Raw genomic sequence first — 14,636 nt, forward strand, 5'->3', positions numbered from 1 at the left:
AGCTTGGTTGAGGGAGCCTCATCCTGGTCCGGCGAGCGGACCGGCGCTGCGGTGGAATCCGTCAAAAATCCCCGGTCGGTATCGGCCGCCCGCCCGCCCGCCCTGCCGCGCCCCCGCCCCGCTGCGCCGCCGTTTCGCCGCGCCCCCGCCCTGTCCCGCCCCTCGCGCGCCGCCCTACGCCTCGAGCGTCGGGTCCGTGACGGCCTCGCCCGTCACGGCGCGGCGGACGGCGTCGGCCAGCGCTCCGGGAGGGTCGTCGCGCAGCACCACCCCCGCCGCCCCCGCGGCGAGCGCCCCCTCGACCAGGCCCGGCCGGGCCGAACCGGCCAGCAGCAGCACCCGGCACTCCGGGGCCTCGCGGCACACCACCGCCACCTCCGCGAGCACGTCCGGCCGGTCCGCGTCCACGAGCGCCACCGCGGGGCAGGCCGTCAGCGCCGCGGCGCCCACGTCCGCGCCGGGCGCGACCCGGGCGACCACGTCGAGATCCGGCTCCAGTGCGAGCAGGACCGCGAGAGCGCCGGCCGGCGTGCCCGGACCCTCCGCCAGCAGGACCCGCAGTGACCTCGTCGTACGGAAATTCCGGGGCATCTCGTCCACCCCGCCAGCCTAGGTCCCGACCCGTCGCCCGCCCCGGCAACACGCCTCGGCCAAACGCGTCCTGACACGTAGTCAGGAGTCTTCCCAACTGGTGGGGCGTGCGTTATACATGCCTTCACCGACCCTAGAACGCGTTCTAGAACCGGTCCCGCAATCGACCTCGGTGCGGCCGACGGTGCGGACGGCCGCACCGAGGTCTTCCACGCAATGCGAACCGAAGAACCGAACAAGGAGCAGCATCCTCAATGCCGATCGATGCCGCCAGGGCCCTCGCCGCAGAACCCCGCCAGGGGGAGATCGCCTGGGACCACAAGGACATCCAGCTCTACCACCTCGGCCTCGGGGCCGGCCGCCCCGCCACCGACCCCGACGAACTGCGCTACACCCTGGAGTCCAAGCTCCACGTGCTCCCCAGCTTCGCGACCGTGGCCGGCGCCGGCATGGCCATGATGGGCGGCCTCGCCGCCCCCGGGATCGAGGTCAACCTCGCCCACGTCCTGCACGGCGGCCAGTCCATCGAGCTGCACCGGCCCATCCCGGTCAAGGGCAGCGCCACCTCCTCCGCCAAGGTCGCTGCCCTGTACGACAAGGGCAAGGCGGCGGTGATCGTGCTGCGCACGGAGGTGGCGGACGCCGACGGGCCGCTGTGGACCAGCGACGCGCAGATCTTCGTACGCGGCGAGGGCGGCTTCGGCGGCGACCGCGGCCCCTCCGTCTCGTCCGAGCTGCCCGAGCGGGCGCCCGACCGGATCGAGGAGCGGCACATCCGCGAGGAGCAGGCGCTCCTGTACCGGCTGTCCGGCGACTGGAACCCGCTGCACGCCGACCCCGAGTTCGCCAAGCTGGCCGGCTTCGACCGGCCGATCCTGCACGGCCTGTGCTCGTACGGGATGACCCTCAAGGCCGTCGTCGACACGGCGCTCGGCGGGGACGTCTCCCGGGTCCGCGCCTACCGCACGCGCTTCGCCGGGATCGTCTTCCCGGGCGAGACCCTGCGGATCCGCATGTGGGAGGAGCCCGGGCAGGTCCGGGTCGCGGTGAGCGCCGTCGAACGGGACGACGCGCCGGTCCTCGCCGACACCGTCGTCGAACACGCGTAACGCCCGACCTTCGCGACACACAAGGAGCCGCACCGTGCGCGCAGCACTGCAGAGCGAGATAGGCCAGGACAAACTCGAAGTCGTCGACGACATGGAGACCGCGGGCTTCGGCCCCGGCAAGGTCAGGATCCGCATCAAGGCCACCGGCCTGTGCCACTCGGACCTCTCCGCGATGAGCGGCGTGCTGCCGCAGCCCGCCCCCTTCATACCCGGCCACGAGGGCTCGGGCGAGATCGTGGACGTCGGCGACGGGGTCACCACCCATGCCATCGGCGACCGGGTGCTCGTCTGCTGGCTGCCGCCGTGCGGACACTGTCCCGCCTGCAAGCGCGGCCAGGGCCACCTGTGCCTGGAGTCCTTCGCGAACGTGGCCACGCCCAACTTCCGCCGCGCGGGCGGCGGGGACGTCTTCGGCTTCGCGGGCACCGGCACCTTCGCCGAGGAGATGGTGGTGCCCGCCGCGTGCGCCGTGCCGATCCCCGACGACCTGCCGTACGACATCGCCGCGCTGATCGGCTGCGGGGTGACCACCGGCCTCGGCGCCGCCATCAACACCGCCAAGGTGGAGGCCGGCTCCTCGGTCGCCGTCATCGGCTGCGGCGGCGTCGGCATCTCCGTCATCCAGGGCGCCAAGGTGCAGGGCGCGGCCCAGATCATCGCCGTGGACCCGGTGGCCTCCCGGCGGGAGGCGGCGCTGCGCTTCGGCGCCACCGAGGCGGTCGCACCGGAGGCCTTCGGCGACGCCAAGAACCGGATCACGGCCGGTGAGGGCTTCGACTACGTCTTCGAGGTCGTCGGCAAGTCCGCCACGGCGCACACCGCGTACGAGATGACCCGGCGCGGCGGCTCCGTCGTCGTGGTCGGCGCGGGCGCGCTCGACGACAACTACTCCGTCAACATGTTCTCGCTGTTCTTCGACGAGAAGAAGATCCTGCCGTCGATGTACGGGGGCGGGGACGTGCTCCGTTCGTACGAGCGCACCATCGCGCTGTGGCGGGCGGGCCGGGTGGACCTGGCGAGCCTGATCACCCACCGGGTGCACCTCGGCGAGATCAACGACGCCCTCGACCAGATGCGTACGGGCGTGGCCCTGCGCACCTGCATCGAACTCTGAGAGGAATCCGGTAGATGTCACTCCCACTCGAGGGACTGTCCGCCATCGTCACCGGCGCCGGCCGCGGACTCGGCCGGGCCGAGGCCGTCGAGCTCGCGCGACTGGGCGCGAGCGTGGTCGTCAACGACTTCGGCCAGAGCGGACGGGACGGCTCAGGAGAGGCCTCGGCCGCCCCGGCGGAGGAGGTGGCCGCGGAGATCCGCGCCGCGGGCGGGCAAGCGGTGGCCCACCTCGGCGACGTGGCCGACTTCGAGCAGGCGCGCGAACTGGTGGAGCTGGCCGTCGACAGCTTCGGGAAGCTCGACGTCCTGGTCAACAACGCGGGCATCCTGCGCGACCGGATGGTCTTCTCCATGTCGGAGGAGGAATGGGACTCGGTCATCCGGGTCCACCTCAAGGGCCACTTCAACACCACCCACTTCGCCTCCGTGCACTGGCGCGAGCGCTCGAAGGCGGCGGGCGGACCGGTCTACGGCCGGATCGTGAACACCTCCTCCGAGGCCTTCCTCGGCGGCTCGGCGGGCCAGCCGAACTACGCGGCGGCCAAGGGCGGCATCGTGGGCCTGACCACCTCGACCGCCCTGGCGCTGGCCAAGTACGGGGTGACGGCCAACGCCATCTGCCCGCGCGCCCGGACCCGGATGACGGAGGACGTCTTCGCCGGCTTCCAGCTCCCGGAGGACGGCAAGCTCGACCCGCTGGCCCCCGAGCACGTCGCCCCGCTCGTCGGGTACCTGGCCTCGCCGGCCTCGGCCAGGGCCAACGGGCAGCTTTTCGTGGTCCACGGCGGCATCGTGGTCGTGATGGAACGCCCGAAGGTGGCCGCGAAGTTCGACACCGCGAAGGAGGCCTTCTCCTACGAGGAGCTGGACGGACTGCTCAGCGCGCACTACGCGTCCCGACCGGCCGGCGAGACCTTCGCCGCGGCGGAGGTCCTCGGCCTCAAGCACGGCTAGGCGCACCGCCCCCCGGGAAAATGCCACGACGGACCGGCCCGGCGTCCGAAAGCATGTGCCTCGACAAGTGATCGCAGAGCCGTGCGGCCATCCGGTCAGTGGCCGGGTCGCCGCCACGGGCGAGGCATGGGGGGTCGCATGGGGCTGCTGGTTGCGTCGGACGCCGTCGGGGCGGGGGAGGACCGGTTCGAGTGGTTCCGCGAGACGGTGTCCGACCGGCTGATGCCAGTGTCGCTCGAAACCTCGGACGCGGCCGGCTTCCGGGCGGGCATCACCGACCTGGACCTCGGGGTGTTACGGCTGACCGGCGTGGCCTGCTCACCGGTGCTCTCGCGCCGCACTGCGACCCATGTCCGGCGCGGCGATCCCGAGCACGTGCAGCTGGCCCTCATCGCACGGGGCTCGCTCGTGATCTCCCAGCAGCACAACGAATCGCTGGTCGCGGGCGGACTCGTGGTCACGGACACCTCACGGCCCAGCCTTGCGGTCCGCACGGGCGGGCTGATCGAGACGCTCGGGCTGCTGATTCCCCGCCAAGACCTCGCTCTGAACCCCGACCGGCTGGACTGCCTCCTCGCGCGGAACCTGGCCGCGGACGGGGGCTCGGGGGCCGTCCTCGCCGACTTCCTGAAGTCGCTCGTCAGGCGCGGCCCGCGCTGCAGCCCGGAGGAACTGCGGGCCTTGGGGTCCGTCGCCCTCGACCTGGCCGCCGCGTTCCTCGCACGGCAGCTCGGCGACCCGGGGCAGGCGCCGGCCGAGGCCCGCGCGCAGGAGACGCTGCAGCGGATCCACCGCTTCATCGAGAACAACCTCGGGGACCCCGACCTGACCCCCCAGGTGATCGCCGACCGGCACAACATGTCCCTGCGGAGTCTGCACGCCCTCTTCGGCGACCAGCCCCTGACCGTCTCGGCACGCATCCGCCACGGCCGGCTGGAGCGGGCCCGCACCGAACTCGCCTCCGGGAACCGGGGCGGTCAGCCCGTCCAGGCGATCGCTGCCCGCTGGGGCTTCTCCAGCGCCACCGGGTTCAGCCGGGCGTTCCGCGAGGCCTACGGCGTCAGCCCGACCGAACACCGTGCGATCTCCCGGGCCGCCGCACCGCAGCACGCAGGGCACACGAACCCGGCACGCGATGCACACCATCGCGGCCGGCCCGTACCTAAGTTCTCCGGTGAAGACAGCACCACAGCGTGAGTCGCCGCGCTGGGGGCGCCCTGCACGATCAGGGCCGTCGGCGGCTGCCCGCGGTGTGCGTGCTGGTGGACGACGATTCGACAAGGGGAGACATCGCATGTCTGGAATGTTCGGCAAGGTGGCGGCCGTGGCGGCCGTGGCGACGGCTGCCGTGGCGCTGGCGGGGGCGCCCGCGAGCGCGGCGGACACGGCGTACAACACGCGGAGCGTGTGGCTGGACGGCGTGCCGAGGTGGAGCGATGCCGACGCGTGCACCACCAGGAGCATGACCCTGGCCAGCGGCAACTACACGTGGACGCAGATCTGGGAGGGCAGCCGCACGCCGAGCCGCGACCTTTACCTGGCCGCGGGCACCTACACGTGGACGGACTGCATCCGCCCGCAGGACGGGTACTACCTGCAGACGTCCAGCCTCTCGAAGCCCGGCTTGGACACCGCCTACCTCAACGACCCCGTCCAGCACCACTTCTCGCAGGGCACCTACACCTTCGGCTCGCTGCTCGACCCGCACTTCTGACCGGCGGCCTGGGCGCCGTCCCGGTCCGCTGAGGCGATCGTGCCGGTCACAGCCGTCGACGGACGGCCGTGACCGGCACTTCCGCGCTCGCCCCGGTCCGCGGGATCAGGACCCCTGGGTGACGGGCCGCTTGTAGTACCGCCAGGGGAACCAGCCGGCGCCGACCGGGATCCAGCCTTCGGATTCCATCCGGCGGTGGCGCGCGAGGGAGGGGAGCGTCACCCGGCAGTGCTCCCACGGGTGGCCGGACGCCTCCACCTCGTGGAAGAAGGGGCCGTAGCCGACCATGTGCCAGCCGTCGCGGCCGGCCTCGTCCAGGGCGGCCATCTCGTTGAACGCGGTCAGTCCGCCGAGGGTGCGGCGCTTCGGGGCGTCCGGTCCCTCGGCGGGCCGCGGCGGCGAGCCCGCGGTCTTGTCCGTGAAGCGCTGCTGGGCGGCCTGACGGCTCACGCCCAGGACGCGGCCCACCGTGTCCCAGCTGTGGCCGGCGGACCTGGCCCCCTGGACGGCCTCGCGCAGCAGTCGGCTCGCCTCCTCGGCTCCGACGCGCGAGGCGCCCACCAGGCGCAGGTATCCGTGGGGGTCGTGTTCGAGCGAGTCGGCCAGCCCTTCGGGGGCGCCGAGGACGGCTGCGGCGATCCCTTCCCGGATCCGGTCCATCTCCGCGGGGTGGAGCAGGGGTCCGTCGTTCACCGGCGCAGTCCCGCCAGCGGTTCGAGGGAGTCGAGGACTTCCTCGTCGCGGCGCGTCCGCTCGGCTTCGCGGGCCGCCGTCCGGGCGGCCAGGCCGGCCGTGCAGGCGATGAGCACGAGGCCCAGGGCGATCAGGACGACGGTGGCGGCGGTGCCGAGCCGGTCGCCGAAGACCACCGTCATGGCGGGCAGGCTGATGGCGAGCGGCAGTGCGGCGGCCATGGAGGGCGCGGCGGGGAAGGCGACCCGCTGCCGCGCCTTCGAGTTCAAGATCGACATGCGTCAAGAAAACATTGACATGGTCGAGTTGTCAAGAATTCATTGACGCCCTCGCCGGCGTCCGTCCGGCCCCCATCGAAGATCGACACCGCCTAGGATCTGCCGCATGGCAACAAGGCTCGTGCAGGTCAACATGAAGGCCCAAGACGACTCCGTGCTCGGCCGGTTCTGGGCGGAGGCCCTCGGCTGGGGCATCGACAGCGAGGGGCCCGGCGTGACGAACCTCGAACCCGTCGGCTTCGCCTACCCCGACCCCGCGGCCGTCTGCATCGACATCGTCGCCCGCCCGGAACCCAAAACGGTGAAGAACCGGGTGCACCTCGATCTGGCCACCACCTCGACCGCCCACCAGGCGGAGCTGGTCGCGCGCCTGAAGGACCTCGGCGCGACGCTCGCAGACGTCGGCCAGGGCGACGTCCCCTGGACGGTCATGGCCGACCCGGAGGGCAACGAGTTCTGCGTCCTGGAGCCGCGCCCGGTCTACCGGGACACCGGGCCGATCGCCGCGGTGGTGGTCGACTGCGCCGACCCCCGGGCGATGGCCCGGTTCTGGGACGGGGTGATGGACTGGACGCTGCACGAGGCCGCCGACGACCACGCGACCATGCGCTCCGCCCGAGGCGTCGGCCCCTACCTGGAGTTCGTCCGCGCGAACGACGGCAAGAGCGTGTGGAACCGCGTCCACCTAGACGTCGCCCCCTACCGCGGTGACGACCTGGCGGCAGAGGGGGCCCGACTGCGTGCCCTGGGCGCCACCGACCCCGGTATCGACCAGTCCGCGATCTCCTGGACGGTTCTGGCCGACCCGGAGGGCAACGAGTTCTGCCTCCTCAGCCCTCGCTGACCCCGCGGCGGATCCCCCCCCGGGGGTCCCTCTAGAGCGGAGCCTGCTGCAGCGGTACGGGCCGGGGTGCGGCCGCCGGCGGCGGATCCAGCCGGACCGGGGGCGGCGGGGGCGCCGGCAGGGACAGCCCCGTGACACCGCAGGGGGTCTCGGCGGTCGCGTACGGGAGGTGCAGGCGGCCCTGCGGGCTCCACAGCCCGGTCCCGAGCCAGCCGTCGGGCGCGGGGAGCCGGAACACGTGCCGGTCGGCGGGGCGCCACAGGCCGATCCCACCGTCCTCCAGCCGGAGCGCGACCCCGCAGCTCTCCGGCATCAGGGCCTGGCCCGGCTGCACCGCGAACGGGGTCCCCGCCTCCCCGCGCAGGCACTCCGGGAAGCGCACCGGACGGGAGCTGCCCAGCACCCCCCAGCCCAGGCGCGGTTCGCCCGGGGCGTCCGAGCGGATCAGCAGCAGCCCGCTGTCGGGGTCGGCCAGCAGCAGCCGGTCGTCGCTGCCCTCCGCGATCTGGAGCAGCGGGGAGACCTCGCCGCCGCGGCCCAGGTCCACCGCGACGGCCTTGGTGGTGCCGTCCAGTTCGCGGTCCAGCGCCAGCATCCGGCCGGACCGGTCCAGCCAGACGCCGCCGGAGCACCGGCCCGGGATCCGGGCCACCTGCCCGAAGGGGCCCCCGGCCACCTGCCAGACCGTGGTCCCGGCGGCCGACGCGGCCAGGGCGAAGGCGCCGCATCCGTCCGGCGACGGGGGCAGCAGGGAGATCCGTACCCCGTCGTCCGCGGGCTCCACCGAGCCCAGCGGGAGCTCCCCGGTCCGCGGCCCGTCCGCGCCGCCGCCCGTCGGGTACAGCAGGGCGAAGGCGTGCCGCTGCGCGACCCGCCGGTGGATCAGCACCCGCCCGTCGGCCAGCGCCAGCACCTCGCTGTCGGCTTCCTCGGGCTGGGCGAGCGGCAGCGGCACCGCGTACGGCTCGGGCCCGGCCAGGGTCCAGCGCTCCGGGTACCGGGCCTCCCCGTCCCCGGCGAGCCGGGCCGCGTACGACCCGTCCGCGGCGATGGTGAACGGGGCAGTCGTCGTGATCTCGATGGCACAGACAGTCATCCGTGCGTCACCTCCGGGGAGGAAGCTAGTTTTCGCAGTTCGGGCCGAACAACACGACCTTCCCCGCTTCACACGTACGGGTGGCCGCCCGGCGGTTCGGCTCTGCCCGCGGCGGCGATTGTGCTGTGCGACGGCCGGACGACGGCCGGACGACGACCGGACGGCGACCGGGCGGCGACGGCATCCCGGGCGCGGAGGCCGTGCGGCGGGGCGCCCCCCTCAAGGCCGCCGCCCCGCGGGGACGGACCCGCTCCCGTACGGACGGTAGCCTTGGCCTGTGCCCCGTCTCTCCGAAGTCATCGCCGCGCTGGACGCCCTCTGGCCCCCGTCGCGGGCCGAACAGTGGGACGCCGTCGGAACCGTCTGCGGCGATCCCGACGCCGAGGTCTCGCGCGTCCTGTTCGCCGTCGACCCCGTGCAGGACATCGTCGACGAGGCCGTGAAGCTGGGCGCCGACCTGGTCGTCACCCACCACCCCCTCTACCTGCGCGGCACCACCACCGTCGAGGCCGGCACCTTCAAGGGCCGCGTCGTGCACACGCTGATCAAGAACGACATCGCGCTGCACGTCGCCCACACCAACGCGGACACCGCCGACCCCGGCGTCTCCGACGCCCTCGCCGGCGCCCTCGACCTGCGCATCACCGGCCCGCTCGTCCCCGATCCCACCGACCCCGAGGGCCGCCGGGGCCTCGGCCGGATCTGCGAACTGGACCACCCCGAGACCCTGAGCGCGTTCGCCGCCCGCGCCGCCGCCCGGCTGCCGCGCACCGCGCAGGGCATCCGCGTCGCCGGCGACCCCGAGGCACTCGTCCGTACCGTCGCCGTCAGCGGCGGCTCCGGCGACAGCCTCTTCGACCAGGTCCGGGCCGCCGGCGTGGACGTGTTCCTCACCGCCGACCTGCGCCACCACCCGGTGTCCGAGGCCCGCGAGCGGGGCCCGCTCGCCCTCGTCGACGCCGCGCACTGGGCCACCGAGTGGCCCTGGTGCGAGCAGGCGGCCGCGCAGCTCGACGCGATCTCCGAGCGCCACGGCTGGGGTCTGCGCACCCACGTCTCGCGCACGGTCACCGACCCGTGGACGGCGCACGCGCCGTCCGACGTTCCTTCATCTCCCTCTTCTATCTCAGGAGCCCCCAACTGAACGCCGAGCCCGCCGACCAGATCCGACTTCTCGACGTCCAGGCCCTGGACGTCCGGCTGTCTCAGCTCGCCCACAAGCGCAAGTCGCTGCCGGAGCACACCGAGGTCGAGTCCCTGACCAAGGACCTGACGCAGCAGCGCGACCTGCTCGTCGCGGCCCAGACGCAGGCGAGCGACGCCGCCCGCGAGCAGACCAAGGCGGAGCAGGACGTCGACCAGGTGCGCCAGCGCGCGGCCCGCGACCAGCAGCGGCTCGACTCCGGCGCGGGCATCTCCGCCCGCGACCTGGCGAACCTGCAGAGCGAGGTCGTCTCCCTCGCCAAGCGCCAGGCCGACCTGGAGGACGTGGTCCTGGAGGTCATGGAGCGCCTGGAGGGTGCCCAGGAGCGGGTCACCGAGCTGACCGAGCGGGTCGCCGCCCTCGAAGCCAAGCTGACGGACGCCACCGCCCGCCGCGACGCGGCCACCGGCGAACTCGACGCCGAGGCCGCGAAGGTGACCAAGGACCGCGAGGTCATCGTCGCGTCGATGCCGACCGACCTGATGGCCCTGTACGAGAAGATCCGCGTCAAGCAGGGCGGCGTCGGCGCCGCCCGCCTGTACCAGCGCCGCTGCGAGGGCTGCCGCCTGGAGCTCGACATGGCCGAGGTGAACGAGATCAAGGCCGCCGCCCGCGACCAGGTCGTGCGCCACGAGAACTGCGGCCGCATCCTGGTCCGTACGGCCGACTCGGGCATCTGATGCAGGGCCGTGTCCGGTTCGTGGTGGAGGCGGACGGCGGCTCCCGGGGCAACCCGGGGCCCGCGGGCTACGGCGCGGTCGTCCTCGACCCGGCGACGGGCGAGACGCTGGCCGAGCGCGCGGAGTACATCGGCGTCGCGACGAACAACGTGGCCGAGTACAAGGGCCTGATCGCCGGCCTGAAGGCCGCCCGCGAGCTGTCCCCGGACGCCGTCGTGCAGGTCCGCATGGACTCCAAGCTGGTCGTCGAGCAGATGTCGGGCCGCTGGAAGATCAAGCACCCGGACATGAAGCCGCTCGCGGCGGAGGCGGCGAAGATCCTGCCGCGCGCGCAGGTCACCTACGAGTGGATCCCGCGCGAGCGGAACAAGCACGCGGACCGGCTCGCCAACGAGGCGATGGACGCGGGCAAGCGCGGCGGGCAGTGGGAGCCGTCGGCCTCTTCGGCGGCCCTGGACGCCTCGGCGGCCCGCGCCCTGGCGACCCCGCCCGCCGGCCCTCCGGGGGACGCGGCGAAGGGGGCCGCGGCCGTACGGGCGGCCCTCGCCACCGCCTCCGGTACGTCGGCCACCGCACCGGCACGCGAGGAGGCGGGGGCCGACACCCTGTTCGCGGAGCACGACGCCACCGCATCGGGACGCATCCCCGCCCCGGCACCGGGCCCGGCCGAGGCCCCTGCCGCCACGCCGGGCTGGGGACCCGACATGGGGACCCCGGCGACCTTCGTGCTGCTGCGCCACGGGGAGACGGCCCTCACCCCGCAGAAGCGCTTCTCCGGCAGCGGCGGCACCGATCCGGAGCTGTCCGAGGCCGGCCGCCGCCAGGCATCGGCGGTGGCCGAGGCCCTGGCCGCCCGCGGCACCGTCCAGACGATCGTCAGCTCCCCGCTGCGCCGCTGCCGGGAGACCGCGCAGGCCGTCGCGGACCGCCTCGGCCTCACGGTCACCGTCGAGGAGGGGCTGCGCGAGGTGGACTTCGGGGCCTGGGAGGGCCTGACGTTCGCCGAGGTGCGCGAGCGCTTCCCGGACGACCTCCAGGCCTGGCTGGACTCCCCGAAGGCCGCCCCGACCGGTGGCGGCGAGAGCTTCGCGGCCGCCACCCGCCGCATCTCGGCGACCCGGGACCGGCTGCTGGCCGCACACGCGGGCCGCACGGTGCTGCTGGTCACGCACGTGACCCCGGTCAAGATCCTGGTCCGGCTCGCGCTGGGAGCCCCGCCGGAGGCGCTGTTCAAGATGGAGCTCTCCGCGGCCTCCCTCTCGGCGGTGGCCTACTACGCCGACGGCAACGCCTCGGTCCGCCTCCTGAACGACACCTCGCACCTGCGCTAGCGGGACGCACGGCGGAGACGCCGAAGGGCCCGCCCCCTGACGGGGACGGGCCCTTCGGCTTCGTCGAGTGCAGAACAACCGGAGCTGTACGCCGGGTTCTGTCGCCCGGTGACCTCGCGGTCGCCGGGGAGACGGCCATCCATCTAGGACCGGCGTTGCCGCCGGCCTCGTGCGGTCTACCCGCGAACTCGGGCGGGCAGCCCTCGAACGTTCGCGCAGAGCCGTCCGAAGACGACTCCTCTTGACCTTGCTCCGGGTGGGGTTTACCTAGCCGCCTGGGTCACCCCAGGCGCTGGTGGTCTCTTACACCACCGTTTCACCCTTACCGAGGGCCGAAGCCCCGGCGGTCTGTTTTCTGTGGCACTGTCCCGCGGGTCACCCCGGGTGGCCGTTAGCCACCACCCTGCCCTGTGGAGCCCGGACGTTCCTCGGCGGGATCCGGGGATCCCGACGCGGCCGCCCGCTCCGGTTGTTCTGCGAGTGACCATGCTACCCGCGCCCGGCGCCGCGCTTGACCTTGACGCAGCGGCAGGGTTTCTACTGGAGGGCATGCGGATCGGAGAGATCGCCGCGCTCGTCGGGGTCACGACCCGGGCGATCCGGCACTACCACCATGTCGGACTGCTCCCGGAGCCGGAGCGGCGCCCCAACGGCTACCGCGCGTACAGCGTGCGCGACGCCGTCCTGCTGGCGCGGGTGCGCCGGCTCACCGAGCTCGGGCTCAGCCTCGACGAGGTGCGCGACGTCCTCGCGGACGACGCGGGGCGCGAGCTGGCCGACGTACTCGAAGAACTCGACGCCGACCTGGCCCGGCAGGAGGCCGCGATCGGGGAGCGCCGGCAGCGGCTCGCCGCGCTGCGCGCCGCACCGCCCGGGGAGGACGGGCCGCTCTCGCCCGCCCTCGCCGCGCTGCTCGCCAAGGCCCCGGATACGGACTCGCCGACCGCCGCACTGGACCGCGAGCACCTGACGCTGCTGGACGCGGCGGGTGTCGGCGGCGCCGAACTGTACGCGGCGCTCGGCCCGCTGGCCGCCGATCCGGCGGTCCTCGCCCTGTACGAGCGGCTCGACGAGCTCGCCGACGCCGCCGTCGACGACCCGCGCATCCCGCCGCTCGCCGCCGCCATGGTCGCGGCCGTGCCCGCCGGGATCCTCGACGCGGTCCCGGCCGGCGGCGGGGTGGCGGGCGAGGGGTTCAAGGAGGCGCTGCTCGCGGAGTTCACCCCGGCGCAGGCGGAGGTCGTGCGCCGGGTCATGGAGGCGTTCACGCAGAGGGGACGGGGATGAGCGGGATCCGGACGGTGCGCGCGGCGGTGCGGGCCCGCGTGCCCGTGCCCGTACGGAGGCTGCTGCGGCACGAGCTGCGCGCGGCCGCCTCGCTGGGGCGGTGGGCGCTGCGCCGGCCGCCGCACGGGGTGGGCGCGGGGGAGCTCGGCGCCGCGTACACGGGACCGCAGACGGCCATGATGTACGGGCTGGTGTTCGTGGCGCTGGTCGAGACGGTCGCCCTGTCCGTCCTGGTCCCCTGGCCGGCCGTGCACCGGGTGGTGCTCGTCCTCGACGTGTACGGGGTGCTGCTGATGCTCGCGATGCACGCCGCCTGCGTGACCCGGCCGCACGTGGTCCGCCGGGACGGTTCCCTGCGGATCCGGTACGGGGCCCTGTTCGACCTCGTCGTCCCGCCGGAGGCGGTGGCCTCGGTCCGGGTGGACCGGCGCTACCCGCAGGGGCGGCTCGTCGCGCTCTCCGAGGACGGGGTGCTCGACCTGATCGTCGGCGGCCAGACCACGGTGACGGTGGAGCTGACCCGGCCGCTCCCCTTCACCCGGCCCCTCGGCGCCCGGGCCGAGGCCCGTACGATCCGCTTCCACGCCGACGACCCGCGCACGCTGGTGGCCGCACTGCGGCAACCCGCACCCCCGTGACGGGCTGCCGCACTGCGTCGGGACTCTCCGGGGGGATGAGGAGTCGTGCGCCGAGCGTGGCAAGGAACAGGCGGCCGTGTCTTGTCAAAAACGGCACGCGAGGGCGATTTCCGGCCGACGTTCACGGACCGTGGTCCGCACCGCAGCTCACGAACCCTGCCCGGCAGCTCCCTCGTCGGGGAGCAGCAGGCTGGTGATCCGGCCCGGCACGCGGTCCAGGGCCGAGCCCGGCGGCAGCCCTCCGCGCAGGGCCGCCAGCCGGGAGGGCGGCAGCCCGGTCAGCTCCTTCACGTCCCGGCCGAAGTGGGCCTGGTCGTGATAGCCGCAGGCCGCGGCGACCTGCGCCGGAGCCATCCCGGCGGCCAGCATCCGCAGGGCGTGCTGGAGCCGGAACACCCGGGCCACCCCCTTGGGGGACAGGCCGACCTGTTCGCGGAAACGGGCGCGCAGCGTCCGGGCGCTCCAGCCGGTCTCCGCGGCGGCCAGCGCCAGCGAACCGCTGTCGGCCCACAGCCGGGACAGCGCCCCGCGCACTTCGGGCGCCGCGACCGGACCCCGCTCCAGGCGGGCGGTGAACACCGCGTCGAGCAGGTCGAACCGCTCGGGCCAGGAGCCGAGCGCCCGCAGCCGCTCGGCCAGGAACCGGCCGCCTGGCCCGAGCACCTCGGCGGGGTCCACGCGGGTCTCACCGAAGTGCGCGACGGGGGTGCCGAAGAGCCGGTAGGCGCCGAGCGGGCTCATGTTGACCTCCAGCCCGTGGACGGCGCCCGCGTGCACCCCGATCGCCCAGCCGGTGCGCGGACCGCTGACCAGGACCCCGGCGGCGGGCCGCAGCCGCGCGGACGGCTCCTCCCCGCCCCGGGAGACCCACAGCCCCTCGTCGAAGGGGAAGACGAGCGTCACGTACCCGGTGGGCAGCTCCAGCCGCCGCCGGGGGGCCGTGAACTCCGTACGGAATCCCGTGTAGTTGACGATGTGCGGGCGCAGCACGGCGGCGGGACCGCGGCGGCGCGCGTCCGAAGACCCGGCCGGCGTCGCCGTGGCCGGTGCGCCCGGCCGTACGGACATGTCGACGGAACCCATCGCCGGCCTCCCCCGCCT

16 protein-coding genes and 1 other RNA gene are annotated in these 14,636 nt (G+C 74.0%); 11 read left to right on the forward strand and 6 right to left on the reverse strand.

What is annotated here, in order from left to right:
• Window positions 1-174 precede the first annotated feature (174 nt).
• Complete coding sequence (locus tag ACFY1T_RS06285) at window positions 175-591, reverse strand: DNA-binding response regulator (RefSeq protein ID WP_390787432.1); 417 nt, start codon at window positions 589-591, stop codon at window positions 175-177.
• A 254-nt stretch (window positions 592-845) separates the two neighbouring features.
• Between ACFY1T_RS06285 and ACFY1T_RS06290 the strand changes: the two genes are divergently transcribed.
• The 5 genes from ACFY1T_RS06290 to ACFY1T_RS06310 all read left to right on the forward strand — a co-directional run bounded on the left by ACFY1T_RS06290 (window position 846) and on the right by ACFY1T_RS06310 (window position 5,484).
• Window positions 846-1,700, forward strand: a complete 855-nt coding sequence (locus ACFY1T_RS06290; RefSeq protein WP_390787182.1) for a MaoC/PaaZ C-terminal domain-containing protein — start codon at window positions 846-848, stop codon at window positions 1,698-1,700.
• Between the two features lie 34 nt (window positions 1,701-1,734).
• Complete coding sequence (locus tag ACFY1T_RS06295; RefSeq protein WP_390787183.1) at window positions 1,735-2,814, forward strand: Zn-dependent alcohol dehydrogenase; 1,080 nt, start codon at window positions 1,735-1,737, stop codon at window positions 2,812-2,814.
• 14 nt (window positions 2,815-2,828) lie between these two features.
• Window positions 2,829-3,770, forward strand: a complete 942-nt coding sequence (locus tag ACFY1T_RS06300; protein ID WP_390787184.1) for a 3-oxoacyl-ACP reductase — start codon at window positions 2,829-2,831, stop codon at window positions 3,768-3,770.
• Window positions 3,771-3,908: 138 nt separating this feature from the next.
• Window positions 3,909-4,967 (forward strand): helix-turn-helix domain-containing protein, encoded by a 1,059-nt coding sequence (locus ACFY1T_RS06305; RefSeq protein ID WP_390787185.1) that lies wholly within the window; start codon window positions 3,909-3,911, stop codon window positions 4,965-4,967.
• Between the two features lie 97 nt (window positions 4,968-5,064).
• Entirely contained in the window at window positions 5,065-5,484 is a 420-nt protein-coding gene (locus tag ACFY1T_RS06310) for a hypothetical protein (protein WP_390787186.1), read from the forward strand.
• A gap of 105 nt (window positions 5,485-5,589) precedes the next feature.
• Here ACFY1T_RS06310 and ACFY1T_RS06315 read toward each other — a convergent pair whose 3' ends face one another.
• Both ACFY1T_RS06315 and ACFY1T_RS06320 read right to left on the reverse strand, forming a co-directional pair.
• Entirely contained in the window at window positions 5,590-6,177 is a 588-nt protein-coding gene (locus ACFY1T_RS06315; protein WP_390787187.1) for a hypothetical protein, read from the reverse strand.
• The gene (locus tag ACFY1T_RS06320) at window positions 6,174-6,455 is read right to left on the reverse strand and encodes a hypothetical protein (protein WP_390787188.1); all 282 of its coding nucleotides are present in this window, start codon (window positions 6,453-6,455) and stop codon (window positions 6,174-6,176) included. Before ACFY1T_RS06320 ends, ACFY1T_RS06315 begins: the two co-directional genes overlap by 4 nt.
• Window positions 6,456-6,561: 106 nt before the next feature.
• On the opposite strand from ACFY1T_RS06320, the gene ACFY1T_RS06325 reads away from it, so the two are divergent.
• Window positions 6,562-7,299, forward strand: coding sequence for a VOC family protein (locus tag ACFY1T_RS06325; RefSeq protein ID WP_390787189.1), 738 nt, complete (start codon window positions 6,562-6,564; stop codon window positions 7,297-7,299).
• A gap of 31 nt (window positions 7,300-7,330) precedes the next feature.
• Here the strand turns inward: ACFY1T_RS06325 and ACFY1T_RS06330 are convergent, their stop codons facing one another.
• On the reverse strand, window positions 7,331-8,395 hold the full coding sequence (locus ACFY1T_RS06330) for a hypothetical protein (RefSeq protein WP_390787190.1): 1,065 nt from the start codon (window positions 8,393-8,395) through the stop codon (window positions 7,331-7,333).
• 277 nt (window positions 8,396-8,672) lie between these two features.
• On the opposite strand from ACFY1T_RS06330, the gene ACFY1T_RS06335 reads away from it, so the two are divergent.
• Genes ACFY1T_RS06335 through ACFY1T_RS06345 form a run of 3 tightly spaced genes read left to right on the forward strand, consistent with a single transcriptional unit; the run spans window position 8,673 to window position 11,610 of the window.
• The gene (locus tag ACFY1T_RS06335) at window positions 8,673-9,539 is read left to right on the forward strand and encodes a Nif3-like dinuclear metal center hexameric protein (RefSeq protein ID WP_390787191.1); all 867 of its coding nucleotides are present in this window, start codon (window positions 8,673-8,675) and stop codon (window positions 9,537-9,539) included.
• Window positions 9,536-10,279, forward strand: a complete 744-nt coding sequence (locus tag ACFY1T_RS06340; RefSeq protein ID WP_390787433.1) for a zinc ribbon domain-containing protein — start codon at window positions 9,536-9,538, stop codon at window positions 10,277-10,279. Before ACFY1T_RS06335 ends, ACFY1T_RS06340 begins: the two co-directional genes overlap by 4 nt.
• A complete protein-coding gene (locus ACFY1T_RS06345; RefSeq protein WP_390787192.1) occupies window positions 10,279-11,610 on the forward strand; it encodes a bifunctional RNase H/acid phosphatase in 1,332 nt (443 codons plus the stop codon). Before ACFY1T_RS06340 ends, ACFY1T_RS06345 begins: the two co-directional genes overlap by 1 nt.
• A gap of 71 nt (window positions 11,611-11,681) precedes the next feature.
• Here the strand turns inward: ACFY1T_RS06345 and rnpB are convergent.
• Window positions 11,682-12,082: RNase P RNA component class A (gene rnpB / locus ACFY1T_RS06350), an RNA gene on the reverse strand.
• Window positions 12,083-12,159: 77 nt separating this feature from the next.
• Here rnpB and ACFY1T_RS06355 point away from each other — a divergent pair.
• Together ACFY1T_RS06355 and ACFY1T_RS06360 are read left to right on the forward strand one after the other, a co-directional pair.
• A complete protein-coding gene (locus ACFY1T_RS06355) occupies window positions 12,160-12,897 on the forward strand; it encodes a MerR family transcriptional regulator (protein WP_390787193.1) in 738 nt (245 codons plus the stop codon).
• On the forward strand, window positions 12,894-13,535 hold the full coding sequence (locus ACFY1T_RS06360; RefSeq protein ID WP_390787194.1) for a hypothetical protein: 642 nt from the start codon (window positions 12,894-12,896) through the stop codon (window positions 13,533-13,535). Before ACFY1T_RS06355 ends, ACFY1T_RS06360 begins: the two co-directional genes overlap by 4 nt.
• 147 nt (window positions 13,536-13,682) lie before the next feature.
• Here the strand turns inward: ACFY1T_RS06360 and ACFY1T_RS06365 are convergent, their stop codons facing one another.
• Entirely contained in the window at window positions 13,683-14,618 is a 936-nt protein-coding gene (locus ACFY1T_RS06365; RefSeq protein WP_390787195.1) for a helix-turn-helix domain-containing protein, read from the reverse strand.
• Window positions 14,619-14,636 lie beyond the last annotated feature (18 nt).

It is taken from the genome of Streptomyces sp. NPDC001194 (assembly GCF_042896985.1).
Taxonomy (GTDB): Bacteria; Actinomycetota; Actinomycetes; order Streptomycetales; family Streptomycetaceae; genus Streptomyces.